The organism is Methylophilus sp. YYY-1 (assembly GCF_029132825.1).
GTDB lineage: Bacteria > Pseudomonadota > Gammaproteobacteria > Burkholderiales > Methylophilaceae > Methylophilus > Methylophilus glucosoxydans.
The window spans coordinates 438,045-461,055 of sequence record NZ_WOVG01000003.1 but is presented as its reverse complement, the minus strand read 5'-3'; the positions used below and the strand labels follow the sequence as shown (position 1 = coordinate 461,055).

The following is a 23,011-nucleotide window of genomic DNA, read 5'->3' as shown; positions in this document are numbered from 1 at the left end:
TGTAGGGTGGGCAACTAGTTGCCCACGCGTAAAATCGTTATGCGTCACCAAACGCTCCCTCCACAAAATCTAGCCCCACACCCCAATTTTCATCATAAACGCCCGCTTTAACATATCGGTGAAATGTTGAATAAGGCCAATCTTTCACATTGCTCACTAAGCCATGTTTAAGCGGGTTGAAATGCAAATAATCCATATGTTTTGCATAATCGTTATCATCGCGAATTTGATGCTCCCAATACCGGCGTTGCCAAATGGTCGATTCACGATGTTTTGTTTTGGATGCTGACATCCATTCTGTATGGTTTAAACGCGCACCGCAAGCACGGCTCACATAGCGTTTGATGAGTTGCCATCGAAGCGAAAAGTTTGCATCATTAGGCGGTAGCGTCCATATGGCATGAATATGGTCAGGCAACAACACCCATGAGTCGATTGTAAACGGGTGGTTAGTACGGACTTTTTGGATGGCATGTTTTAACGCATCACGTACATCATCATCACAAAGAAATCTTTGCCTACGGTAAGTCACAACAGTGAAAAAGTAAGTGGCTCCAGAAGTGTTAGCGCGACGATAACGTGACATGGTGGAATTGTGCGTGAGTTTTACCGCGTGGGCAACGAGTTGCCCACCCTACCAGGCTGGTTTGCTTAAAACCAGCACGATAAGCTGTACCCGCATTTTTAGGACACTCAATGGACTGGTCAACCTTTTTCACACAATCTCGGCCTGTAACACGATAAAGCTTTTTTAAAAGAGATGGATCAGCTTTCCAAGCTTGAATGGCCTGCTCCGCGTCACCATCACCACCAAAACTCCAAACAAACTCAGTGACCATCAGTTTTTTCAGTGCGTCTGTATCTTTTTTACTTGCAGCCGCATGTACTTTTGAAATAAGAGCTTGCGCCTCTATTGGAATAGGTGCTGCTAATGCAGGCATGCTGAGTGTTGTGAAAACCAATAAGCTGATATAGCGCATACCAAATGTCATGATGCCCAACGTTTGAAATCACCGGCGCTGCGCGGCTTTATCGCGCAGCGTCCGGTGGATTGAGGGGTTAGCTATCTAGAGTCCACTGAGAGCAATTGTTGCTTTCGGTGTTCACTCAGTTCCTTCCCAAATGTGACCTTGGGCGTGAAGACCTTTCCTCCAACTGCCTTTGTTGCCATCAGCCTGCACGTCAAGGTACCAAGCTCATAGTGTTTCACGAGCTTTTCTCCGAGACCGCCAAGTTTCTCAGTAGAAACGAGCATCATGTTTGTGGTTCCCCCTCCGGGAACGGTGATGTATGGAGAACTGCCGGCCTTAGCGAGAAATGGCTCAATAGCAAACATTTCTCCGCGATCTGAAGATTTTTTTCCCACAGCGCGTGCCAAGAGATCAACCGGGTTATTAGGTTCTGTTGGCTCTGCCTGAGGCTTGGCGGCTGTAGTCTTTAGAATGATTGAAACAGAATCCTCGCCAAGTCCAAGAGTTGTAATGCAGTAAGGCGACAAGGTAATGGGCCGATCCCCCAAGTTTGTCACGGATGCCTCAATAACCAAATTGGCGTTTAGGGGAATACATTTCCTTAGCTCGTTCTGGAGCGTGCGTAGCTTGTTAAGTTCATCAGCGGTGGAGGAGCTAAACGTCTGCATGACAAGTCGGATGTTGCGCAATATTCCCCGTGAAAACGACTCTGCGATGAGTTCTTGTTGATTGGTCTCTTTTTCAGAAAAGACCTCATGTATTGGGAAGAGAATCCCTCTTTCGCCAAGATGAAGAACCCATGCATCCTTTCGCTTATCTAGGTCGTATTTTCTTGCCTCCTTCTCAACTTCGTTCTTCGGAACGGGCAGATCAGGCATATTGCGCCGTTTCAGTTTTCCTAGAATGGATGAGCCAACATGACTGAAAGAAAAATATGGGCAACTTTTTAACTGTGCCTTAGTTAGCAGTTGGGTTGAATCCTCTGACACGTTTTGGGATAACCAATCGTCTACGATGTTCTTGACCTTCCCCAATTCAAGAATCAACTTCGAACATGCGCCGTCTCGAGTCAGAGCAGTGTCGTAACTTACAAAGCCGTTTAGTGGTGGCCCCCAGGAATCTGCTGCACTAGCGTCAATGGCCTCCTCAGAAAGATGAATGACGTCTCCGCTAAATCCGACTGAGGTCACTGAAACGATTGGTCGGCCACGAGACAGGTATCGTACAAAGAGTGCTCCGCCAAGGCCAGACAGAATGAAGGTCGTAATTGCAGTCACAAGGATCTGTGTCAGAGAAAATGTTTGCATGGGTTATTTCCTGATTTGTTAAGAGTGAGGTAGCTAACGTAAAGTAGGCATCCTAAATGACGCAAAACTTTCCGTTATTGATGCTTTTTTAATTGAAGGTTTAAGGCTTTTATTTAACATTTTCAAGCTGTTATTGAATTTTAGACCATCCTAAAATACAACCTTAACTGCGTCAACTTCTATCAGCCCTACACAATAACCAATATCTTTTAATGGCATTTCCATCAAAAGCCGAGTCTGCCGAGAACAGTTCCAGGCCTTCTAGTTTGGCTTGAGCAAGAAGCAATCCGTCCAATAGGTCTTTGTTGTGAGCTGGCAAGTTTTTTGTTAGGCGCTACAATCGACCATGTGACCCCACGCCTTGATAATTTCTTGCTGTATGAATGGATAGGGAAAAATTCCCGAATGTTTTTGGTGAATACTCTTTAAAATCCCCCTAGCATGATGAAATCTCTCAGCCTTCAATTCAAACTCAATCTGATTATTACCCTGTTATTGCTTGGGTTGCTGCTGACGTGGGCGGTGTCGGTGGTTAAAAACGCGCGTGAGGATGTGCTGGCGGAGGTGCAGTCGACGAGTAATCTGGTGATGCATTTGCTGGATGCAGAGATTGCCCATTACATGACGGACTTTGGCTGGTTGCAGCATACCCAGCAAGAAGGGGTGCAGATTTTCCGGCTGGATGAGTTGAAGAATATCCGCCATTTGAAGGTGGATTTTTACGATAACAATGGGCGGTTGCGCGAATCTAACCGAAGTACGCGCATGGCGCATAGCGGGGAAGACCCCCCCAAATGGTTTGTGAAGTTGCTGGATATTTCGAGTGTGCTGAATGAGCCCAAGCGCAAAAATATCATTTTGAATGGCCGTTTTATTGGTGAGCTGGTGATTACGCCGGACCCTAGCTTTGAGTTGCGCGAGATTTGGGATGATACGTCTGGCTTGCTTGCGATTGTGAGTTTGTTTGGCTTGAGTGTGCTGCTGTTTGTGTATTGGACGGTGCGGGCGACGTTTAAGCCGGTTAAGCAGATTATTCATGGCTTGAACCAGATTGAGCGCGGTGAATACCAGAGCCGTTTGCCGGGTTTTGAGCAGGTGGAGTTGAGCGAGATTAGCGACAAGTTCAACAGTATGGCGAGCACGCTTGAACAAAGCATCCGCAATAACCACCGCTTGACCCAGCAGATTATTCATTTGCAGGAAGAAGAGCGAAAAAAACTTGCGCGCGATTTGCATGATGAGATTGGTCAGTATCTGACTGCTGTGCATGTGGATGCGAGTGCGCTGGTGGCGGCGAAAAAGCTCAGCTCAGCGCGGGAGAGTGCGCAGGCGATTGCGCAGATTACTCGGCAAATGATGGTGACGATACAGGATATTTTGTCGCGCTTACGTCCACGGGTGCTGGATGAATTGGGGTTGAGCCTGGCGCTGGCGGAGTTGATTCATCACTGGCGCGACCGCAATCGCGGCATTATGGTGGTGAATCAGATTTCTAACCATTTGTCGCAGCCGGATGAAGCGCTGTCGGTGACGGTGTACCGCATTTTGCAGGAGTGTTTGACCAATATCAGCAAGCACGCCGCCGCGACACGGGTGACGATTGAGGTGAAGGAGACGGACAACGGCCTTTACCTGATGGTGGAGGATGACGGACGGGGCTTTGATCCGCAGTCGCAAACGCGCGGGTACGGCTTGGCCGGGATGCAAGAGCGGGTAGAGGGCTTGATGGGGCGCATGCATATTCATACGGCGCCTGGTCAGGGGACGCGCATAGAAATCCATTTTCAGATGACAGAAGCATTTCAGGAAGCAGCGGTATGACAGTCAAGGTGGTGTTGGTAGATGATCACACAGTGGTGCGATCAGGGTTAAGGCGTCTGCTTGAAAGCCACAAGTCGATAGAAATTATCGCTGAGGCGGATACGGGCGAACAGGCTTATCAGGTGTATGGTGAGGTCATGCCTGATGTGATGCTCATGGATATCTCCATGCCAGGCATGGGCGGGCTAGAAGCTGCCAAGCGTATTTTGCAGCGCTATCCACAAGCCAGAATCGTCATTTTCTCTATGCATGAGGCCGTTTCGTTTGCCGCACAGGCACTCAAAACTGGTGTGAAAGGCTATGTGACTAAAACCGGCGTGGCTGAGGACCTGGTACAAGCGGTGCTGGATGTGTCCAAGGGCCGCACATTTTTAAGTCAGGATGTGGCGCAGAAAGTCGCGTTACAAACCCTGGTGGGCGACAGTAATCCGCTCCAGCAGTTGACGTCACGAGAGTTTGAGGTGTTCCGGCTGCTGGCCGAGGGCAAACGGGCGGATGAGGTGGCAGACATGCTGAAAATCAGCCAAAAAACAGTGGCCAATTACTACACCCTGATTAAGCAGAAGCTCTCTGTGAACAGCCCGGTAGAAATGGTCAGGCTGGCCATGAAACATGGGCTGATTGATGCGAGCTAACAAGCGAGTAAGCTAAGCCTTTTATTTGTTAAGCCTTTACTCTCAATCCACACACAGCAGGTCTTTCCAGTTGGTCGTATAACTCGGGCTCTTGCGCGTTTGCTTCATTTGCCAGGGCTGTTGCCGGCCTTCGCTTGCCAGCCGCAAGGTGGCTCTGCCCATTTTGCGGTTAATTGCGTCCATGGCCTGCATCAGCCGCGCAGTGTTGTCCGCTTGTGGGCTTGAATGAAACAAATCCTGTTGTATTGCCTGCGCAGGCACCAATTCGCCCAAGGACACGCCGGCTTTGGCATAGTCGTGTCCGGGCTGGTAAATGCGCCTGAGCGCCCAGAGTGCCGCTTTGACCAGTTGCCGGGTATCGTGCGTGGCCACCGGTAGTGGCACGGTGAGGGCATTGCTGTAAAAGCGGCTGTCCTCGCGGAAGGGGCTGGTGCGGATATACACATAGACACTGCCAGCAAACAGCTGTTTTTTGCGTAACTTTTCGGCAGCACGGGTCGTGTACAACGTCAGCGCTTCAGACAGGCCTTCGATTTCTCTGACCGGCTGGCCAAAGCTGCGTGTGCTCAAAATCTGTTGCTGAGGCCCGCGCACTTCTTCGAGTTCCAGGCACACGGTGCCATTCAGTTCACGGATGGTTTTTTCCATCACCACGCTAAAGCGCCTGCGCATGGTTTCGGCATCACTGTATTTGAGGTCATAGGCGGTGTGAATCGCTAGCGGACGTGCATGCAGCGTGGCGGCCAGGCGGCGGCCGACTCCCCAGACTTCATCCACCTGTATTTCGGCGAGACGGGCATCTACCGCAGGCGGCGGCAGGGCGTTGAAATTGCACACGCCTTGCATGGCAGGGGTATGCTTGGCGCAGTGATTGGCGAGTTTAGCCAGCGTTTTGCTGGCGCCTATGCCGACACACACCGGTAAACCTGTACCGCGCAAGATGGTTTGCCGCAAGGTTTGTGCATAATCGGTCAAATCGCGCCGCGTAAACCCGGTCAGCTCCAGAAAGCATTCGTCGATGGAGTAAATCTCCTGTGCCGGACTGAACTGACGCAAGATGGACATGACGCGGTTGCTCATGTCTGCATACAAGGCATAGTTAGAGGAGAAGGCAATGACGCCAGCGCGTTCTGCCTGCTTGCGAATCTGGAACCAGGGCGCACCCATGGCGATGCCCAGCGCTTTGGCTTCGGCGCTGCGCGAGACCACGCAGCCATCGTTATTGCTCAATACCACCACGGGCCGTTGGCGCAATGCGGGTTTAAACACGCGCTCACAGCTCACGTAAAAGTTATTCACATCAATCAGTGCAATGGTACGTGCATGCATGCTTGGGCAGTCTGTCGCGTTCATTGGCATGAGGTGTGTTTCATGAAATTCCCTAATCCTTGTTCATGATCGGCAATAGCAGGATTTTGGCCCGCCGGGTCGATAATACTTTCACACGGGCAAGACATGGGGTCGGCCCGGGACAACAACAAGGAGATCAATCATGTGGACTAAACCAGCTGCAACTGAAATGCGTTTCGGTTTTGAAGTAACCATGTACGTCATGAACAAATAATTGTTCTGACTGACGGACAAGAGACCCGGTCGCCTAGTACCGGGTTTTTTGTGCGCGACGCATTGCTCTCTTGCCGGTTTGCAACGCGCTGTTTTTGATTTTGCCTCAATGTCTCACCCATCAGCATGGCGGCCGTCAGCATAGAAGACGTCTGCCTGATACGACATTCAGCTGGATGCGCTGGCATGCGCATGCAGACCAGACACCTAGCCGCGACTCCCCTTGTTAGCAAGCCTGACCGCGGCTTTGCACGTCGCGCTTGATTAATAGGCGTAGGCTGCGCGCATGGAGAACATGCCCGGTGTCGCCTGCAGGCGCGGTTTGGCGGCGGTTTTTGGTTTGAGGAAGGCATGAATCGCTGCCGCCAAACGGGTGGGTTCATCGTATGGCAGCCCGTGCCCTGCATCCTGAATGACCTTGTATTGCAGATCAGGATTGATGCGGTGCAAGGCGCGCGCCGTTTCCGCCGAGACCACGCCTTCGCTACCAAGCAGCATTAAGGTGGGCACATAAATATTGCGGATCAGTTCATCAAACTCTGGATTCGGTGGAATCAGAACATCAAATGCTTGCAGGCTGGTTTGCAGTCTGGCTTCTATCAGGTGCTCGATAATGGCCGAGGCGCGAAAACGGTGTTTCGCCTTGTCTGCTTTAAATAACGCTTCCTTGCTGGAAGTCAACATCTGTTGATGTTGCTCAACCAGCTGGCGGTGATAGACCTCATGCGGCCACTCTGCACTCAGAAAGGTCGGGTCTGCCAAGATCACGCCATTGATCGCCAGGCCGAGTCTGCTGGCGACCATGGCCGCGGTCATGCCCCCCATGGAGTGGCCGAGCAGGTAAGGCGATTTGATGCCCAGCGTGCGGATCAGCTCAATGACATCATTGGCGTGGTCTTGATAGGTGTAGCCATGCAGGGGTGCACTGGATTGGCCATGGCCGCGCGCATCCGGCATGATGATGTCATAGTGTTGCTCCAGCGCACGGGCGATGGGTGACCAGCATACGCTGTTGCCGGCCAGGCCGTGCAAGGCAATGATGGTCGGTTTGTTGCCGCCAGTGCGCAGGTAGTGAATATTGATACCGTTTGCTCTGCAAACGCCATCTGTCCAGTGAGAAGCAGGGGTATTTTGACGTGCCATGATTAAAACTTTCTAAAAGAACCAGTCACCACGCCCCAGATTTCAAACTGCATGTGTTGCGAGATCAGGATAGGTGCGTATCTTCCTGATGAATTAGCGGGTAATAACTTGGGCATACCATCTTTTTGTTTGGCCAGGGTTTTGACCGTAAATTCGCCATCAATCATGGCCAGCACAATATCGCCCACAGCGGGCACCTTGTCTTTTTCAATCACGGCTTTATCGCCAGGCATGAGGCCCACCTCAATCATGGATTCGCCTTGTATCGTGACAAAGAAGGTTTTGTCGGCCTTGTTGATCAGATAGGCATTCGGGTCCATGCGTGCATCGACATGGTCGTCAGCAGGGGACGGTAATCCGGCGGGCACTTTGGACTCAAACAGCGGCAAACTGACCTGGTCAAGCTCAGCCGATAACTGTGTAAATTCTTCAATGCGATCAAGATGGTCTTTCAGCTGCGCCAACCGCTGTTTTTTCGCGTAGGCCTCCAGAAAGTCGCTGATGACCGGCTTTTGGCTGTTAGGCACGCGCATGACCGAGGTTTCTTCCCGGTAGGTGCCTGTGCCTGACTTGCGCCCGGCGCCCGCTCTTTTGCCGCCGTGTGTATTGTCTTCATCGTTCATGGAAATTATTGTAACAGCAATCAAGTGTTATTGTAACAATAATCAAGATTTTTTTAAGTGTGATGAAAAAACGAGTGCACCCTGGCTAGGGGGTCACAGCAAACAGTTGTCGGTGGGCACAGTGTGCCCGGATGTGTGACTAATCAGGAATGGGTTTTTTGACGGATCTGCAGGTACTTATCTGAAGCGCCTGAATGAGCCAATGACGACGCCCCAGATTTCAAACTGCATGTCGTCTTCGATCAGAATCGGGCGGTACTTGCCTGAGGCATTGGCAGGTAACAGTTGTGGTTTGCCATTTTTTTGCCTGGACAGGGTTTTGATGGTGAATTCGCCATCAATCATCGCCAGCACAATATCGCCCATCACCGCCTGTTTGTTTTTATCCACCACGGCTTTATCGCCAGGCATGAGGCCCACCTCAATCATGGATTCGCCTTGTATGGTGACAAAAAATGTAGTGTCTGCCTGATCGATCAGGTATTCGTTGGGGTCCAGCCGTTGTTCGATATGATCATCCGCAGGCGAGGGGAAGCCTGCCGCCACTTTGGACTGAAATAAAGGTAAGGCAATGCCTGACGTATCGCGCGCCGGTTGCGCAAAAGATTGCGGGCTATCCAGGCTGTCCGGTGATGGTTGCCGCTGTTTGCGGCCATAGCTGGCCAGCAGTTGGCGAATGGCGGCCTGTTGGCTGGCAGGCATCCGCATGCCCGTTGTCGCTTCCTGATATAAGCCAGAGCCCGGTTTGCGACCGGCACCGGGGCGCTTGCCTCCTGTTTTTTGATCAACCATCTCGTTCATTTGATTATTGTAACAAAAATTAGTGCGTGGACAGTTAAACAAAACAGGAGGGATGCAAAAGAAAAAATAATCTCAGAAGGTATACTGTGCGGCCTGATCATTCAAAAAACTGCTATGGACTGGTTAACCGTTTTTTTTGAACAATATGCTGTGTTTTGCCTGATGGGCGTGATTGTCGGTGTCTTGTCTGGCTTGCTCGGGATTGGTGGCGGCATTGTGCTGGTACCCATGCTGCATGCCATTTTGGTCGCCAAAGGCTTTGCAGCCGACACGGCGTTTCATATGGCGCTGGCGACCTCGATGGCTTGCATCGTGTTTACCTCGCTTTCCAGCATTTTGGCGCATCATAAAAACCAGAATATTGTCTGGCCCTATGTGTGGGCCATGGTGCCGATGGCGTTTGTGGGGTCGTTGCTGGCGACGTTGGTGGTGATTCATCTGGATGCCAGGTATTTGACGCTGTTTTTTGCCGCCTTTACTTTTTTTGCGGCGGTGCAATTATTTCTGGATCGCAAACCGACCCAGCATAAAGTGCCAGGCAAGGTTGAGATTGGCCTGGTGTCATTGCTGATAGGCGGTGTGTCTGCGCTGGTGTCGATTGGCGGCGGAACCTTGACGGTGCCTTATTTAGCCATGCGCAATGTGTCGGTGAAGCAGGCGATTGGGACCTCGGCGGTATTGGGTTTTCCGATTGCACTGGCCAGCACAGCCAGTTATTTGCAAGATGCCTGGCGGCAAACCGCACATGCGCCAGAAACGTTTGGCCTGCTGTATTTACCCGCGGTGATACTGTTGACGCCTTTTAGCATGCTCTTTGCACCAATGGGTGTCGCCCTAACGAGACGACTTCCGGTCAAGGTCTTGAAGCGCATTTTCGCCGTTTTTTTGATCGGTGTGAGTCTGAATCTGGTATGGTCACAACTGTCCTGAAACATCTTTTGCCTCGCGAGATCCACCATTCAGTTTGCAGCCGTCCGTGGTTATCCGTACCGTTTTGGCCGCTATAATGTTGGTCAGCAGGCTAGCCATCGCTCAACATTCAATCATCATTATCAGGGGGAATACATGCAGGTCGATGAACTGGAGTATGTTGGTTTTTGGGCGCGTGTCGGGGCTTCGCTCATTGATACGGTCTTGTTGGGTGTGATTATCTGGCCAATCCTGACCGCCTTATATGGCGAGTCCTACTGGTCCAGTCAAAAGATGCTGCAAGGCCCGATGGATTTCATCATGTCGTGGTTGTTTCCTGCCGTGGCGGTGATCATTTTCTGGCTGACAAAGCAGGCGACACCGGGAAAAATGGCTATTTCAGCAAAAGTAGTCGATGCAAGAACTGGACAGAGTTTAACCACAGGGCAATCCATCGGCCGTTATCTGTCCTATTTTCTTGCGGGTCTTCCGCTGGGACTGGGGATTCTGTGGGTGGCTTTCGACCGTCGAAAGCAAGGATGGCATGACAAACTTGCGGGAACCGTTGTGGTGCGTCAGAAAAACAGGCATCCGGAACCGGTCACCTTTGAGCGCTAGCATATTGTTTTTCGGGTGAAAGACCGTGGATATCTGCGAACTTACCCGTCATAAAAAAACCGCCGGACTCCGGCGGTTTTTTGTTCAGCTCACTTGTGATTAAGACAAGCGCTGATTATTTGTTCATGACGTACATTGTTACTTCAAAGCCAAAACGCATTTCAGTTGCAGCTGGTTTAGTCCACATAATCGTCTCCTTAAGTGTTTGTTTAAATGCATCATGATTGATGTATTTGTATGACTCTCACTATACGCGGGTGTTTCAATCCAGGCCTGAAGCGAATCCGTAAAAACGGCTCATGATTTTACGTAGTTTTTATAATCAGGTCGCTCACTCGGCGTAGAATAAGGCTGTCTGGTCTATGCAGGATTCGAGGTCTATATGATGCAGCGATTGCCACGCTGGGTAGAGTGGGGCGGCTTTTTAATGGCATTGAACGCCGGCTTTATTAATGCGGTGGGGGTGTTGGGCTTCAGGCATCAGGCGGTGTCGCATCTCACCGGGATTTCGACTTTTTTCTCCATTGAAATCATGCAGGGCGACGGGTTGCAGGCCTTGCACCTGCTCTGCGTGATGCTGTTTTTCTTGCTGGGCGCCATGCTCAGTGGTGTCATCATCGGGCATGAGGCACTCAAGCTCGGGCACCAGTATCATTGGGCGTTATGGCTGGAGGCCGGCTTGTTGGCCACTGCTATCCTGCTGTTGAATACGGGCTGGCACAGCGGACAGTGGCTGGCCTCGGCGGCCTGTGGCTTGCAAAATGCCATGACCAGCACCTATAGTGGCGCCGTGGTGCGCACCACGCATGTCTCGGGCCTGTTTACCGATATCGGCATTGCACTCGGCTTGCGCTTGCGCGGCCAGGCCGTGGATAAGCGCCGACTCACACTGTATTTGTTGCTGATAGGCGGGTTTGTTTGTGGCGGGGTATTGGGCGCCTGCAGCTTTATGCGCTGGCATTTTAATGCCTTGTGGTTGCCGGTGGGCCATGTGGCCGCGTTGTCGCTGCTGTATTTTAGTCTGCGTCATCGCGCAGCCTGAATCATGCGGAGAAGGAGAAATCCCGCCGCACACAAAACTGCCATCAATTTGTAATACAATCAAGCTTAGATTTTTTTACATTTCACGAAGCCCATATCATGTCGATTCAAACTGTCGCTACACAAGCTTTTTCTGATCAAAAACCCGGGACCTCTGGCTTGCGCAAAAAAGTGCGTGTGTTTCAACAGCCACACTACCTGCAAAACTTTGTGCAAAGTATTTTTGATACGCTGGAGATTCCTGCCAATGCGACCTTGACGCTGGGCGGGGATGGCCGCTACTTTAATAAAGAAGCGATCCAGATCATTATCAAAATGGCGGCTGCCAACGGCTTTGGTAAAGTGCTGGTCGGCCAACACGGTATTCTGTCTACACCGGCGGCTTCTCATCTGATCCGCAAATACCAGACTTTTGGCGGCATTATTCTTTCTGCCAGTCATAATCCAGGCGGGCCGGATGACGATTTTGGCATCAAATACAACACCAGCAATGGCGGGCCGGCACCGGAAAAAATCACCGATGCCATTTTTGCCAACAGCAAACAAATCAGCCAATACAAACTGGCCGACTTGCCAGAGGTGGATCTCTCCAGCATCGGTGTCACCACCCTGGATGGCTTCGTGGTTGAAGTGATAGACGCGGTCAGTGACTATGCTGACCTGATGGAAAGCATGTTTGATTTTGCTGCCATCAAGCGCTGGCTGGCCGAGGGGCATCGGCTGACGTTTGACGCCATGCATGCCGTGACCGGGCCGTATGCCAAGGCGATTTTAGGTAACCGCCTAGGCGCGTCTGCAGACAGCCTCATGAATTGCGAAGTCTCCGAAAACTTTGGGGGCGGCCATCCGGACCCTAACCTGACCTATGCCGAAGACCTGGTCAAAGTGGCGTATGGCGCACAGGCCCCGGATTTTGCGGCGGCGTCTGATGGCGACGGGGATCGCAACATGATTCTGGGCAATCACTTTTTTGTCACGCCGTCTGACAGCCTGGCCCTGATTGCCGCCAATGCCAAGTTGATTCCTGCTTATGCCAAAGGCTTGTCTGGCGTCGCCCGTTCGATGCCAACCAGTGGTGCCGTAGACCGCGTGGCCGCCAAATTGGGCATCGCTTGTTACGAAACGCCCACCGGCTGGAAGTTTTTTGGCAACCTGATGGATGCTGGCCGCGTGACCTTGTGTGGTGAAGAAAGCTTTGGTACCGGCAGTGACCATGTCCGCGAAAAAGATGGCTTGTGGGCGGTGTTGTGCTGGTTGAATCTGCTGGCCGCCACGGGTGAGAGCGTTGAGTCACTGGTGCGCAAACATTGGCAAACCTATGGCCGCAATGTGTATTCTCGCCATGACTACGAAGGCGTGCCCACTGAGCAGGCCAATGCTGTCATGGCACATATCAAGGCCCAGTTTGCCAGCTTGCCTGGTCAGGTGTTTGGCAGCTACACCGTGAACACCGTGGATGACTTCAGTTATACCGACCCTGTCGATGGCTCTGTCAGCACTGGCCAGGGCTTGCGCATTCTGTTTGCCTGCGGCTCACGGGTGGTGATCCGTTTATCCGGCACCGGCACTGAAGGCGCCACCATCCGCGTTTATCTGGAGGCCTTTACGCAAGACCCGGCTCAGCAACAGCTTGATGCCCAGGAAGCATTGGCAGAACTGATTACGGTCTCGCATCAGATTTCGCAGTTGCCACAGCTGACTGGTAGACAGCAACCTACGGTGATTACTTAAGCAAAGCGTGCACAGGGAAGCCGTAGCGTGATCATGATCAAAAAAAGCATTCTTTGTCCGCTGATTGTATCTGCAGGCCTGCTGGCTTGCGGGGTGAATCCGGTAACCAAAGAGCGGGAGTTTCAGTTTGTCTCGCAAGACAAGGAAATCCAGATTGGCCAGCAAAATTATAGCCCGGCGCGTCAATCGCAAGGCGGCGACTACACGCTGGACCCTGAGCTGACACGCTATGTGCAGCAAGTCGGCCAGCGGTTAGCCGCGGTGTCTGACCGCCCGGATTTGCCCTATGAGTTTGTGGTGCTCAATGACTCAGTGCCCAATGCCTGGGCCATGCCGGGTGGCAAAATTGCGTTTAACCGGGGCCTGTTATACGAATTGCACAGCGAAGCTGAACTGGCGGCTGTGTTGGGCCATGAAATTGTGCACGCGGCGGCCAGGCATGGTGCCAAAGGCATGGAGCGTGGCATCTTTATGCAAGGGGCCATGCTGGCGGTGGGCCTGGCCACGCGTGACTCCAATTATGCCAATCTGGTGGTCGGTGGCGCGCAATTGGGCGGGCAACTGATCACGAGCAAATATGGCCGTGAGGCTGAGTCCGAGGCAGATCACTATGGCATGAAGTATATGAAGCTTGCCGGTTATGACCCTGCTGCGGCGGTGACGCTGCAAGAGACCTTTGTCCGGCTCAGTCAGGGCAAACGGCAGGATTTTCTGTCCGGCTTGTTTGCCAGCCACCCGCCTTCGCAAGAGCGTGTCGATCTCAACGAAAAAACCTTGGCTGAGCTGGGCACTGGCGGTGAGATGGGGAAAGAGATTTATGCACAAAAAGTCGCCAAACTAATGGCGACGCGCGAGGCTTATAAAGCCTACGATGAAGGCAAAGAGGCCTTGCAAAAAGGCGATACCGAAAAAGCAAAAACTTTGGCGAAAAAAGCCATCAGCATTGAGCCGCGCGAAGCGCGTTTCGAGGAGCTGCTGGGGGATATTGCCCTCACCAAGAAAAATACTACCGAAGCGCTGGCGTTTTACGACAAAGCCATCCAGATGCAACCGGACTACTTCAAGCCCTATGTGCAAAGTGGCATTGCCCTGTTTAATGCCGGTAAAAAAGAGCAGGCGGAATCCTTTTTGAAAAAAGCCAACGCCTTGTTACCAACGGCGCCAGGCTATGCCTTGCTTGGGCAGATTGCTGAAGGGCGTGGCGAAACCGCCCTGGCGTTGCAGCATTATCAACTGGCGGCAAGTTCAGATTCCGAAATCGGCAAAGAGGCTGCGGCAAGAGCCATGCGACTCGATTTGCCACGCAACCCTGGCCGCTATTTGCCTGCTGGTCCGCTGGCTGATGATACCGGCATGGTTTACGCTGCCGTGCAAAATAACAGCAATGTGCCGGTGGGGCGCGTGCAAGTGCGTATGCTGCAATACGACAGCCGTGGCCGCATGGTTAACCAGACGCGTTCGATGTTAATTACGGGCGGCATTGCACCGGGCCGGCGCGGTTCAGTGGCCACCGGTGTCCGCATCATCGACCAGGCCGATTTGCAGTTTTTCCGGGTCGTGGTTGAAGGCGCCGAACTCGCCAATTAATCACGCGATTATTCAATCATTTGGTTTCATCCTATGGCCACTACCGATTCCTGTGTCTCCGTCTCTCCCTACTTTGAAATCCAGCCTGGCCAGGCTTCTGCCTTTCGGGCGATTTGCGAAAAATATGTGAGTTGGTCATCCCGTGAGCCTGGTTGCCTGTATTACGGCTTTAGCTTTCACGGTGACCTGGCCCATTGCCGCGAAGGGTTCACCAATGCAGAAGCGCTGTTGGCGCACATCGAAAACCTGCGGCCGATTTTGCACGAGATGGGTGAAGTGTCTAAGCTGGTGCGGATTGAAGTGCATGGGACAGAAACAGAACTGGCCAAGTTAAAAGGGCCTCTGGCCGGGATGAATCCGCAGTGGTTTGTACTGGAGTATGGCTATAGGAAATTATCCTAAGCCTGCGATTTAGCTCCCAATTAGATTTATGCTAAGTCAAAATACTCGAAAATAACCTTTAGGTTCTCTTCGAAATCGGCTAAATATTTCTTCGCTAATGTTGGTTCAGACTTTTTAATCCAATCAGCAGCCTTGACTTTACCTTCATCAGTAAATTGATATTTAATGCGTCGCTGTGTGGACGGATCTATTCCCCCAAATAAATCTATCTGCTCCCCATTCGTGGCTAATTCGAAAATCTTTTTCTCTTTTGAAGCAGATAGTCTCGAGTGTACGTTGGATAGTTTTTCTAACCAATTACTATTCTCCGCTATCTCCCAAACTTCATTTGAGTAGAGGTACTCTAAATCGATTGGCAATTTAAATCCGGCATCTACCCCAAAAGGTTTATTTGATACTTTCCAATAGCTTGATTTTATATGCTTGGTCTTTTCTTTAACATTATCTTCAAATCTTTTCTTGGCATCTTGACCGTTAGAATCATCATCCAAAATTAGCCAGCCTTTGACAGCATTATGATTGTGTTGTTGAATAAGCTGCCATGCAATTGCTCTGCTAGCTGCAGCCTGAGAGCTGCCATAAGCATCCATACCTCCAGAAATTATCTTTACTTTTTTTGCTAAATTTGGAAAAAACACATCAATGGCTTTAGTAATAACTTTGACATCAGTGTTTCCCTCTACAAATATATGAGGTAACAGTTTATCGTCTACTTTTTCTTTATTTAATCGAATTATTTCTTGCTCAAGTTCACCTTTTTTAGAAACCCAACTTTCTCTTTCTTTGATCACAAAAGGTGAAACAATTTGCATAAGCCCCATTTCATGGTCTGCTAAGTCCTTATTTAATTCGGATGCTATTGAAAAACTATTACTTTTAATGACGTTAAATGCTTTAACTGAGTGTGGCTGTGACTCCATCAAGCCGTAGAAAACAGGAGAGTGAGTAGTAATGAATATTTGGAAGTCCTCTTTTGAGGCTTCTACAAATTGATTTGCCAATTCAAAGCAGGCCGCCATTTCAACATTGTTTTCAGGTTCTTCAAATCCCCATATGTGATAGCAGTTGCCTTGTTTATGTATTGAATTCCGTTTTTCGGCAATAAATCTTAGAATCATCGGTATGTGCCTGATTTTGATACCATCGCCCCTTCTAGAGAGGGGTATCCCATTTGAATTAAATTCAAGATTTTCAAATATCTGTCTTAAATTTTCTGGGAGGCGCATATCGCTTGCAGAGTGAAAAGCATCTGTAACCGATGTTAAAAGATCTTTCAAATGTCCTTGTATTTCACCTTCGAATGATGATGCGGATTTCCTGAGGGTAGCTTCAGCTACCGTTTGCAAAACATCATAAACTTGCCCTTGCAAGTCAGCGAACAAGCTTTTATCTTTGATTGCAGGAATATAATTAAAAACCACTCTATTTAACAATAAAGGAATCCGGCTACGAGCAGGGAACTCTTGTTTGTTAATATATCTGAACTCATCAGAGTGTAGCCCTGTTGCTCTCCATGCCTTACGCCAAACTATTTCTTTAGGTAAAGTGGGTTTAATATAGGTGTCAGGTAGTTGTATTGTTAGCTCGACTATAATCTCTTTAGCTTTATTCGCTTTAGGAGGTGAAAAAATATTGTAGTCTCGATTGAAATCAAAAGCTAAAGCATGATCAGTCCGACCATTAAAAAATAGATTCAGTGCTCTTAGTATATTTGATTTTCCAGCGTCGTTTTGACCAACAAAAACAGTAATATTATTACAATCAATACTGGCTGTTTCTATTGATCGGAAGTTTTTGATCAGCAATTTATTTATTTTTAGCATTTATTTCCGCCGATAATTTTTAACAGGATTAGTTTCTTGCCTGTTTAATTTTAAAGCGAATTAAAAAAAATCCACAACTTTAAAAAGTATTCTTTGAGGCTCACGCAGTCAATGATCTTGTTTTAGTTTTTGTGGTGACCGATTTCTCCCTCCTTTATTGTCATCACTCCATGATACAACCGCACATCCATTCTGCCTAAAAAGCTCATGCCGAGCAGGGCATCGCCTTCCAGTCCAGGCGAAATCGTCGCGGCGACATCATGGGCGACGACGCCACCCAGTTGCACGGTTTTAAGCCTGACCAAATAAGCGACCGCCGTGCCGTTAGCGGTGTGGGTGCTAATCGCGTCATGGCTGACCAGACCCAAACGGTCTGCCACATTTTGTGAGATGGCGACGCCGGTGGCTCCGGTATCCACCAGAACGCGTACCCGTTCGCCATTAATGAGGGCTTCGGCACTGTAATGGCCGTCGGTGCCGCGCTTGAGCGTCACCACGTTTTGCTGGCCGAGTTGTTCCAGGGTGTTGGGGTGTTGTACGCGGTCTACCAGAAACCAGATCAGTGCAGCCAGCCCCAGCCAGAGCAGGGTGTAAAGCAGGCTGCGCCCGCGGAGATGGTTTTTTTGAGTGGCATGTCGCATGCTCATTCAATGGAGACTCAAAAAGGGATTTTCAAGTCTGGGTGAGTGCTGAGTAGCAGTTGTTTGAATGTCTGTTGAATGCGGGTTAAGGCCGCGTTGTCATCCGCCTCAAAGCGCAAGGTCAACACGGGCGTGGTGTTTGAGGCGCGAATCAAACCAAAGCCATCGGCATATTCAACGCGCAAGCCATCGATGGTGATCACTTCTACTGCGCCCGGAAATTGCGCGGCTTGTTGCAGTTGCGCGATCAAGGCATGCGGCTCGCCTTCTTGCATGGCGATTTGCAGTTCTGGCGTATTGAGGCTGTCTGGCAGGGCTTCTAGCACGGCGTTGGCATCGGGGCTGCGGCTCACCAGTTCGAGCAGGCGTGCCGCGCTATACAAGCCATCATCAAAGCCAAACCAGCGCGGGGTACCCGCGACACAGTCATTAAAAAACAAATGACCCGAGAGCTCACCGCCAATGGCGGCACCCGTTTCCTTGATTTTGGCTTTCATCAGCGAGTGGCCGGTTTTCCAGATCACCGGTTTGCCCCCATGTTTTCGTATCCAGGGCGCGAGATAGCGGCTGGATTTGACATCAAACACCACTTGGCTGCCTGGTTGCTGGCTGAGTATATCCTCTACAAACAACATGAGCTGGCGGTCGCTGCGGATGATTTGCCCGGATCGGGTGACCACGCCCAGACGGTCGCCATCGCCATCAAACGCGATCCCGATTTCGGCGGTGCCGCCTTGCAAGGCGTGGATGACGTCCTGCAAGTTTTTGGCTTCCACCGGGTCTGGGTGGTGGTTGGGGAAGTGACCATCGACCTCACAAAACAGTGGCTCGACCTCGCAGCCTAATGCCTGGAAGATGGCGGGCGCGTAGGCTCCGGCGACACCGTTGCCGCAGTCGATGACCACTCGCATGGGGCGTGCGAGCTGGATATCCGACACAATGGCTGCCTGATAGGCTGGATAAATATCGTAGCTGGTTTGATTGCCAGCTTGGTCGGGCTGGTAAAACTGCTGCTGCATGATGCTGTGCTTGAGGGCCTGGATGGCTTCGCTACTGAGCGTCTCGCCCGCAATCACCATTTTGAGGCCATTGTATTGCGGTGGGTTATGGCTGCCGGTGATCATGACGCCACTGTGCGTTTGGGCAAGGTAATGCGTTGCAAAATACAGCATGGGCGTAGTGATCATGCCCAGATTCAGCACATTGACGCCCGTTTGCATCAGCCCTGCACTCAAGGAAGTGGCCAGTGCCGGGCTGGATAAGCGGCCATCATAGCCCACGCAGACACTCTGCTCGCCGCGTGCTTGTGCCAAAGAGCCCAGCGCCAGGCCAATCTGCTGCACAATCTCTTCTGTCAATGTGTCGCCGACAATGCCACGGATGTCGTAGGCTTTGAAAATCGACGCTGGCAGCAATGGAATCATTTATTCGGCTTCTTCTATCCAGGCCAGTTGAATCGCCTCCAGGATTTTTTCGCCGCAGCGGGAGGGCTCATCATCAAAGTCCTCCAAATCCATCACCCATTGCATGAGGTCGGTAAAGCGGATGGTTTTGGGGTCAATCTCGGGGAATTGATCATACAGCTCTTCAGCGATACGCTGGCTGTCAGTCCATTTCATGGTGGTGGGCTCCTGTCGATATGAGTGAGATGGGCTCATTATAACTGACAGTAGGTGCCGGATTTGCCAGAATCCACCTACAGCGCTGTCAGACGTGGGGCACTGGTCAGCCTGAGCTGCACGCGGCATCATAACGGGTTATGAGTGATATTGATAAAACACCCCGCGCTCCCCTGGTTGCACGCTGGCTGGGGGGCATGCTACTTGTGCTTGTCTTTGTAGTCATGGTCTGCGAAATGCTGGGCTGGCCTTTTTTGCGCCAACCCCTGCAAACCGCGTTGCAAAATCAGTTGCAACGGGCCGTGATCATAGACCGTCCTTTCCATTTGCAATTGCTGGGTGGCATCCGGTTGCAAGTAGGCGGATTGAGAATTGCCGCGCCCGCAGGCTTTGACGCGCCTTATTTTGTTGAAGCGCATGGCTTGTCGCTGGCGTTGCGCTACCGCGACCTGTGGTCACTCAAAGCACGCGATCCTTATCGCATTGCGTCGATTCGCGCGGACCGTTTAAATGCTTACATGATCCGCCGTGCCAACCAAGAGGCCAGTTGGGATTTTGAGCTGGATGACGGCAGTCCGCCCCGTCCGTTTCCCATCATTGAGCAACTGGCCGTTAATGAGGGGCAAGCCAAGCTTGCCGATGCCGTTACGGATGCGCAACTGAACGTCAAGTTTTATACCGAAGAGGGCGCCCATCTTAAAACGCCGGAATCGCAAATCAAAGTGGATGGTCAGTTCCGTCGTTTGCCCTTGCAAGCCGCATTGGTGACGCAAGGCTTTTTACCAATTGCCACTCAGGGGCAGGACTCACCGCCAGTTAACTCACAAGGATGGTTAACGTATGGTGCCGTGCATGCCACGTTCCGCGGTGCCGTATATGATGTGTTGGGTGTCCAGCGTGTCAAGGGGCAGGTAGAGGTAAAAGGTTCATCGCTGGCCGATGTCGGGGACTTGCTGAGCCTGACATTCCCTAGGACGCCGCATTTCAAAATCAAGGCGGCGGTTGAAAAAAACGCGACGCAGTGGGCTGTGAATGTCGCGTCTGCACACATTGGCAACAGTCAGCTGGCGGGACAGTTTGTATATGATCTTGCCCCAGAAACGCCGATGTTGACTGGCAAACTGCAAGGGTCTTTATTGATGTTGGCGGATTTGGCGCCCGCCTTTGGCGCTGCAGCGACTTCATCGACAAGCAACCCGCATCCAGGCAAATTGTTTCCAAATACCTCGCTGGATTTTACGACCTATGGCCGCATGAATGCAGATATCGATGTGCATATTGATGCGGTCGATTTAGGATCGGCCTTCAGGCAGCGTATTGCACCGCTTAAATTGCGCTTGCGCTTGCAAAAACACAAGTTAAGTCTGGCAGAGCTGGAGGCCAGTACGGCTCAAGGCTCGCTCTCAGGCGAGCTATCGATTGATGCACATGATGCACAAAACGCCGACTTGTCGCCACCCGCCGCCCCGGATTGGGAGATTGCGCTGGCGGTGCATGATATCCGTTTGGAACAGTGGCTAAAAGTCTCGCCAAAGGCGGATAAAAAATCGACCAGTGACGCAGCCAAGGAAACCAGCCAACAGCCGGCGCCAGCTTATGTGAGCGGTAAATTGAATGGGCGTGCCAAGCTACAGGGGCATGGCCGCTCAACCGCCGAATTATTGCGCTCGCTGGATGGTCAGCTCGCCCTGATGGTGCGTCAGGGGGAAATGTCTCACTTGTTGATTGAGGCGGCTGGATTAGACATTGCCCAAGCGGTCGGTGTCATGATCAAGGGCGATCAGCCCTTGCCCATGCATTGCGCCGCGATGGGCTGGCGGGCCAAAGAGGGTGTTTTGACGCCAGAGGCAGCCGTGATTGATACGCCTGTGACGACCGTCACGGTCAATGGTGCCGTCGATTTGGGTCAGGAGCAGCTTAACCTTAAACTCCAGGCCAGGCCTAAAAACTTTTCGCCGTTAACCGTGCGCTCGCCTATTCTGGTGACAGGGCCTTTTGTGGACCCCCAGGTTTCGATCAGCCCGGGGCCGATTGCCGCACGGGTCGCTGGCGGCATATTACTGGCATTGATCAATCCGTTTGCCGCCATCCTGCCATTTCTCGATCCGGGCGATCAAAGTGCAACCACGGATGTAGGCTGCCAGCAGACCTTGCAGCAACTAAAAATGCGTCAACATTGAGTCAAGACAAGACAGCATCCCCTGAAAAAAAGAACCCAACCGAAGTTGGGTTTAGGGAGCGATTTTGGAGATATACGCTTACGGATCTTATTAAGCATAAGTTGTGCCAGATTTAAAAAGATAATTTAAATCAATTGCTTAAGTATTTAATTCTATTTTTTGGTGCATGTTGTTTCAATCAGGTTGGTCATGTTTGCACTGTATTGGTGCGCTTTGTGTCTGGATTACACCACGACTTAAAGTGATAGGCGCTCAATGAGCGCATCGCTAAAGATGGATGCTGAGGTCGCCTCATGCTAAAATCGCGCTTTATTTTTGTGATACGGAAACTTGATCGTCATGTTTAGCTTTTCAAGAAACTTAAGCGTTGCAGACCCGGCCTTGGCCCAAATGATTTCTTCCGAAGTGGAGCGTCAGCATCAGCATATCGAGTTGATTGCTTCAGAAAACTACACCAGTCCAGCGGTGATGGAAGCCCAAGGCTCGCAATTGACGAACAAGTATGCTGAAGGTTATCCAGGCAAACGCTTTTACGGTGGCTGTGAGTTTGTTGACCAGGTTGAACAGCTGGCGATTGACCGACTGAAAGCCTTGTATGGGGCTGAGTATGCCAACGTGCAGCCACATTCTGGCTCACAGGCGAATCAGGCCGTGTATTTCTCCATCCTGAAACCAGGCGATACCGTGATGGGCATGAATCTGGGTCACGGCGGGCACCTCACACATGGTTCTCCGGCTAACCTGTCCGGCAAGTTGTTTAATATAGTGCCTTACGGTTTAAACGATAAAGAAGAGATAGACTACGATGAGATGGAGCGTATTGCGGTGGAGTGCAAACCAAAGTTGTTGATTGGGGGTGCTTCTGCGTATGCCTTGCGTTTTGACTGGGCGCGTATGGCCGAAATCGCCAAAAAAGTCGGTGCTTATTTCATGGTCGATATGGCGCACTATTCTGGTTTGATTGCAGCGGGTGTGTATCCTAATCCGGTGCCCCATGCTGACTTTGTGACTTCAACCACGCACAAGACCTTACGTGGTCCACGTGGCGGTATCATCATGGCCAAGGCCGAGTTTGAAAAATCACTAAACTCCAACGTGTTCCCAAGCTTGCAAGGCGGTCCGTTGATGCACGTCATTGCCGGTAAGGCGACGGCTTTCCTCGAAGCGGCACAGCCAGACTTCAAAGCGTATCAGGAACAGGTATTGAAGAACGCCAGCATCATGGCCAGCACGTTGGCTGCGCGTGGTTTGCGTATTATCTCCGGCCGTACCGAGTCTCATGTGTTCCTGGTAGACCTGCGTCCTAAAGGCTTGACCGGTAAGGCGGCAGATGCTTATCTGGGCCAAGCGCACATTACGGTCAACAAGAATGCGATTCCTAACGACCCCGAGAGCCCGTTTGTGACTTCCGGTATTCGTATCGGTTCGCCTGCGATCACAACGCGTGGCTTTAAAGAAGCCGAAGCCGAGCAAGTGGCTAATCTGATTGCCGATGTGCTGGATAATCCGGAAAGCGCTGAAGTGATTGCGGCCACCAAGGTTAAGGTGCATGCCTTGACCGATCAATTCCCGGTGTACGGTAAATAATTTTTCCGG

Annotated in this window: 23 protein-coding genes; 11 read left to right on the top strand and 12 right to left on the bottom strand. The window is 51.1% G+C overall.

The features are described from left to right. Positions 1–37: 37 nt before the first annotated feature. The 3 genes from GOC95_RS11305 to GOC95_RS11295 all read right to left on the bottom strand — a co-directional run bounded on the left by GOC95_RS11305 (position 38) and on the right by GOC95_RS11295 (position 2,278). Positions 38–586 carry a transposase gene (locus GOC95_RS11305; RefSeq protein ID WP_275357138.1) on the bottom strand — a complete coding sequence of 183 codons (549 nt, stop codon included), beginning with the start codon at positions 584–586 and terminating at the stop codon, positions 38–40. Further along, positions 564–992 (bottom strand): hypothetical protein, encoded by a 429-nt coding sequence (locus GOC95_RS11300; protein WP_275357136.1) that lies wholly within the window; start codon positions 990–992, stop codon positions 564–566. Before GOC95_RS11300 ends, GOC95_RS11305 begins: the two co-directional genes overlap by 23 nt. A 71-nt stretch (positions 993–1,063) precedes the next feature. Next, positions 1,064–2,278, bottom strand: a complete 1,215-nt coding sequence (locus tag GOC95_RS11295; protein ID WP_275357135.1) for a hypothetical protein — start codon at positions 2,276–2,278, stop codon at positions 1,064–1,066. A 441-nt stretch (positions 2,279–2,719) separates the two neighbouring features. Here GOC95_RS11295 and GOC95_RS11290 point away from each other — a divergent pair, with 441 nt between their 5' ends. Then, positions 2,720–4,099 (top strand): ATP-binding protein, encoded by a 1,380-nt coding sequence (locus GOC95_RS11290; protein WP_275357133.1) that lies wholly within the window; start codon positions 2,720–2,722, stop codon positions 4,097–4,099. Continuing rightward, the gene (locus GOC95_RS11285; protein WP_194747364.1) at positions 4,096–4,734 is read left to right on the top strand and encodes a response regulator transcription factor; all 639 of its coding nucleotides are present in this window, start codon (positions 4,096–4,098) and stop codon (positions 4,732–4,734) included. Before GOC95_RS11290 ends, GOC95_RS11285 begins: the two co-directional genes overlap by 4 nt. A gap of 42 nt (positions 4,735–4,776) precedes the next feature. On the opposite strand, the gene GOC95_RS11280 is transcribed toward GOC95_RS11285, so the two are convergent. Further along, on the bottom strand, positions 4,777–6,063 hold the full coding sequence (locus GOC95_RS11280; protein ID WP_275357131.1) for a Y-family DNA polymerase: 1,287 nt from the start codon (positions 6,061–6,063) through the stop codon (positions 4,777–4,779). A 163-nt stretch (positions 6,064–6,226) separates the two neighbouring features. Here GOC95_RS11280 and pqqA (GOC95_RS11275) point away from each other — a divergent pair, with 163 nt between their 5' ends. Next, entirely contained in the window at positions 6,227–6,298 is a 72-nt protein-coding gene (pqqA, locus tag GOC95_RS11275; protein WP_081624291.1) for a pyrroloquinoline quinone precursor peptide PqqA, read from the top strand. A 263-nt stretch (positions 6,299–6,561) separates the two neighbouring features. On the opposite strand, the gene GOC95_RS11270 is transcribed toward pqqA (GOC95_RS11275), so the two are convergent. From GOC95_RS11270 to umuD (GOC95_RS11260), 3 genes are all read right to left on the bottom strand, one after another. Continuing rightward, complete coding sequence (locus GOC95_RS11270; protein WP_275357130.1) at positions 6,562–7,440, bottom strand: alpha/beta hydrolase; 879 nt, start codon at positions 7,438–7,440, stop codon at positions 6,562–6,564. A 2-nt stretch (positions 7,441–7,442) separates the two neighbouring features. Beyond that, the gene (gene umuD / locus GOC95_RS11265) at positions 7,443–8,063 is read right to left on the bottom strand and encodes a translesion error-prone DNA polymerase V autoproteolytic subunit (RefSeq protein WP_194747360.1); all 621 of its coding nucleotides are present in this window, start codon (positions 8,061–8,063) and stop codon (positions 7,443–7,445) included. Positions 8,064–8,240: 177 nt separating this feature from the next. Beyond that, complete coding sequence (gene umuD, locus GOC95_RS11260) at positions 8,241–8,864, bottom strand: translesion error-prone DNA polymerase V autoproteolytic subunit (protein WP_275357129.1); 624 nt, start codon at positions 8,862–8,864, stop codon at positions 8,241–8,243. A gap of 114 nt (positions 8,865–8,978) precedes the next feature. Here umuD (GOC95_RS11260) and GOC95_RS11255 point away from each other — a divergent pair, with 114 nt between their 5' ends. Both GOC95_RS11255 and GOC95_RS11250 read left to right on the top strand, forming a co-directional pair. Then, positions 8,979–9,794 (top strand): sulfite exporter TauE/SafE family protein, encoded by an 816-nt coding sequence (locus tag GOC95_RS11255; protein WP_275357127.1) that lies wholly within the window; start codon positions 8,979–8,981, stop codon positions 9,792–9,794. 135 nt (positions 9,795–9,929) lie between these two features. Next, a complete protein-coding gene (locus GOC95_RS11250) occupies positions 9,930–10,391 on the top strand; it encodes an RDD family protein (protein WP_275357126.1) in 462 nt (153 codons plus the stop codon). A gap of 115 nt (positions 10,392–10,506) precedes the next feature. Here GOC95_RS11250 and pqqA (GOC95_RS11245) read toward each other — a convergent pair whose 3' ends face one another. After that, positions 10,507–10,578 carry a pyrroloquinoline quinone precursor peptide PqqA gene (gene pqqA, locus GOC95_RS11245; protein WP_081624291.1) on the bottom strand — a complete coding sequence of 24 codons (72 nt, stop codon included), beginning with the start codon at positions 10,576–10,578 and terminating at the stop codon, positions 10,507–10,509. A 195-nt stretch (positions 10,579–10,773) separates the two neighbouring features. Here pqqA (GOC95_RS11245) and GOC95_RS11240 point away from each other — a divergent pair, with 195 nt between their 5' ends. The 4 genes from GOC95_RS11240 to GOC95_RS11225 all read left to right on the top strand — a co-directional run bounded on the left by GOC95_RS11240 (position 10,774) and on the right by GOC95_RS11225 (position 15,152). Continuing rightward, positions 10,774–11,433, top strand: a complete 660-nt coding sequence (locus tag GOC95_RS11240; RefSeq protein WP_275357124.1) for a YoaK family protein — start codon at positions 10,774–10,776, stop codon at positions 11,431–11,433. A 98-nt stretch (positions 11,434–11,531) separates the two neighbouring features. Next, positions 11,532–13,163 carry an alpha-D-glucose phosphate-specific phosphoglucomutase gene (locus GOC95_RS11235; RefSeq protein WP_275357123.1) on the top strand — a complete coding sequence of 544 codons (1,632 nt, stop codon included), beginning with the start codon at positions 11,532–11,534 and terminating at the stop codon, positions 13,161–13,163. Positions 13,164–13,196: 33 nt separating this feature from the next. After that, positions 13,197–14,750, top strand: coding sequence for a M48 family metalloprotease (locus GOC95_RS11230; protein ID WP_194747562.1), 1,554 nt, complete (start codon positions 13,197–13,199; stop codon positions 14,748–14,750). A gap of 33 nt (positions 14,751–14,783) precedes the next feature. Further along, complete coding sequence (locus GOC95_RS11225) at positions 14,784–15,152, top strand: antibiotic biosynthesis monooxygenase family protein (protein WP_275357121.1); 369 nt, start codon at positions 14,784–14,786, stop codon at positions 15,150–15,152. A 26-nt stretch (positions 15,153–15,178) separates the two neighbouring features. Here GOC95_RS11225 and GOC95_RS11220 read toward each other — a convergent pair whose 3' ends face one another. From GOC95_RS11220 to iscX, 4 genes are all read right to left on the bottom strand, one after another. Beyond that, a complete protein-coding gene (locus GOC95_RS11220) occupies positions 15,179–16,975 on the bottom strand; it encodes an AAA family ATPase (RefSeq protein ID WP_275357119.1) in 1,797 nt (598 codons plus the stop codon). Between the two features lie 122 nt (positions 16,976–17,097). Then, complete coding sequence (locus tag GOC95_RS11215) at positions 17,098–17,622, bottom strand: retropepsin-like aspartic protease (protein WP_275357118.1); 525 nt, start codon at positions 17,620–17,622, stop codon at positions 17,098–17,100. Positions 17,623–17,633: 11 nt separating this feature from the next. Further along, on the bottom strand, positions 17,634–19,040 hold the full coding sequence (locus GOC95_RS11210) for a phosphomannomutase/phosphoglucomutase (RefSeq protein WP_275357117.1): 1,407 nt from the start codon (positions 19,038–19,040) through the stop codon (positions 17,634–17,636). Then, complete coding sequence (gene iscX / locus GOC95_RS11205; protein ID WP_194747352.1) at positions 19,041–19,235, bottom strand: Fe-S cluster assembly protein IscX; 195 nt, start codon at positions 19,233–19,235, stop codon at positions 19,041–19,043. It abuts the gene before it with no gap. Positions 19,236–19,375: 140 nt separating this feature from the next. Between iscX and GOC95_RS11200 the strand changes: the two genes are divergently transcribed. Next, the gene (locus GOC95_RS11200) at positions 19,376–21,415 is read left to right on the top strand and encodes an AsmA family protein (RefSeq protein WP_275357116.1); all 2,040 of its coding nucleotides are present in this window, start codon (positions 19,376–19,378) and stop codon (positions 21,413–21,415) included. A gap of 339 nt (positions 21,416–21,754) precedes the next feature. Beyond that, the gene (gene glyA / locus GOC95_RS11195) at positions 21,755–23,002 is read left to right on the top strand and encodes a serine hydroxymethyltransferase (RefSeq protein WP_275357115.1); all 1,248 of its coding nucleotides are present in this window, start codon (positions 21,755–21,757) and stop codon (positions 23,000–23,002) included. Positions 23,003–23,011: the final 9 nt, after the last annotated feature.

Coding starts and splice junctions, on each gene's coding strand:
- GOC95_RS11225 (WP_275357121.1), top strand. CDS start 14,784: ATGGCCACTACCGATTCCTGTGTCTCCGTCTCTCCCTACTTTGAAATC.
- GOC95_RS11305 (WP_275357138.1), bottom strand. CDS start 586: ATGTCACGTTATCGTCGCGCTAACACTTCTGGAGCCACTTACTTTTTC.
- GOC95_RS11280 (WP_275357131.1), bottom strand. CDS start 6,063: ATGCATGCACGTACCATTGCACTGATTGATGTGAATAACTTTTACGTG.
- GOC95_RS11230 (WP_194747562.1), top strand. CDS start 13,197: ATGATCAAAAAAAGCATTCTTTGTCCGCTGATTGTATCTGCAGGCCTG.
- GOC95_RS11220 (WP_275357119.1), bottom strand. CDS start 16,975: ATGCTAAAAATAAATAAATTGCTGATCAAAAACTTCCGATCAATAGAA.
- GOC95_RS11255 (WP_275357127.1), top strand. CDS start 8,979: ATGGACTGGTTAACCGTTTTTTTTGAACAATATGCTGTGTTTTGCCTG.
- GOC95_RS11210 (WP_275357117.1), bottom strand. CDS start 19,040: ATGATTCCATTGCTGCCAGCGTCGATTTTCAAAGCCTACGACATCCGT.
- GOC95_RS11250 (WP_275357126.1), top strand. CDS start 9,930: ATGCAGGTCGATGAACTGGAGTATGTTGGTTTTTGGGCGCGTGTCGGG.
- GOC95_RS11200 (WP_275357116.1), top strand. CDS start 19,376: ATGAGTGATATTGATAAAACACCCCGCGCTCCCCTGGTTGCACGCTGG.
- GOC95_RS11290 (WP_275357133.1), top strand. CDS start 2,720: ATGATGAAATCTCTCAGCCTTCAATTCAAACTCAATCTGATTATTACC.
- umuD (WP_275357129.1), bottom strand. CDS start 8,864: ATGAACGAGATGGTTGATCAAAAAACAGGAGGCAAGCGCCCCGGTGCC.
- iscX (WP_194747352.1), bottom strand. CDS start 19,235: ATGAAATGGACTGACAGCCAGCGTATCGCTGAAGAGCTGTATGATCAA.
- GOC95_RS11300 (WP_275357136.1), bottom strand. CDS start 992: ATGACATTTGGTATGCGCTATATCAGCTTATTGGTTTTCACAACACTC.
- GOC95_RS11235 (WP_275357123.1), top strand. CDS start 11,532: ATGTCGATTCAAACTGTCGCTACACAAGCTTTTTCTGATCAAAAACCC.
- GOC95_RS11215 (WP_275357118.1), bottom strand. CDS start 17,622: ATGAGCATGCGACATGCCACTCAAAAAAACCATCTCCGCGGGCGCAGC.
- GOC95_RS11270 (WP_275357130.1), bottom strand. CDS start 7,440: ATGGCACGTCAAAATACCCCTGCTTCTCACTGGACAGATGGCGTTTGC.
- glyA (WP_275357115.1), top strand. CDS start 21,755: ATGTTTAGCTTTTCAAGAAACTTAAGCGTTGCAGACCCGGCCTTGGCC.
- GOC95_RS11240 (WP_275357124.1), top strand. CDS start 10,774: ATGATGCAGCGATTGCCACGCTGGGTAGAGTGGGGCGGCTTTTTAATG.
- GOC95_RS11285 (WP_194747364.1), top strand. CDS start 4,096: ATGACAGTCAAGGTGGTGTTGGTAGATGATCACACAGTGGTGCGATCA.
- umuD (WP_194747360.1), bottom strand. CDS start 8,063: ATGAACGATGAAGACAATACACACGGCGGCAAAAGAGCGGGCGCCGGG.
- GOC95_RS11295 (WP_275357135.1), bottom strand. CDS start 2,278: ATGCAAACATTTTCTCTGACACAGATCCTTGTGACTGCAATTACGACC.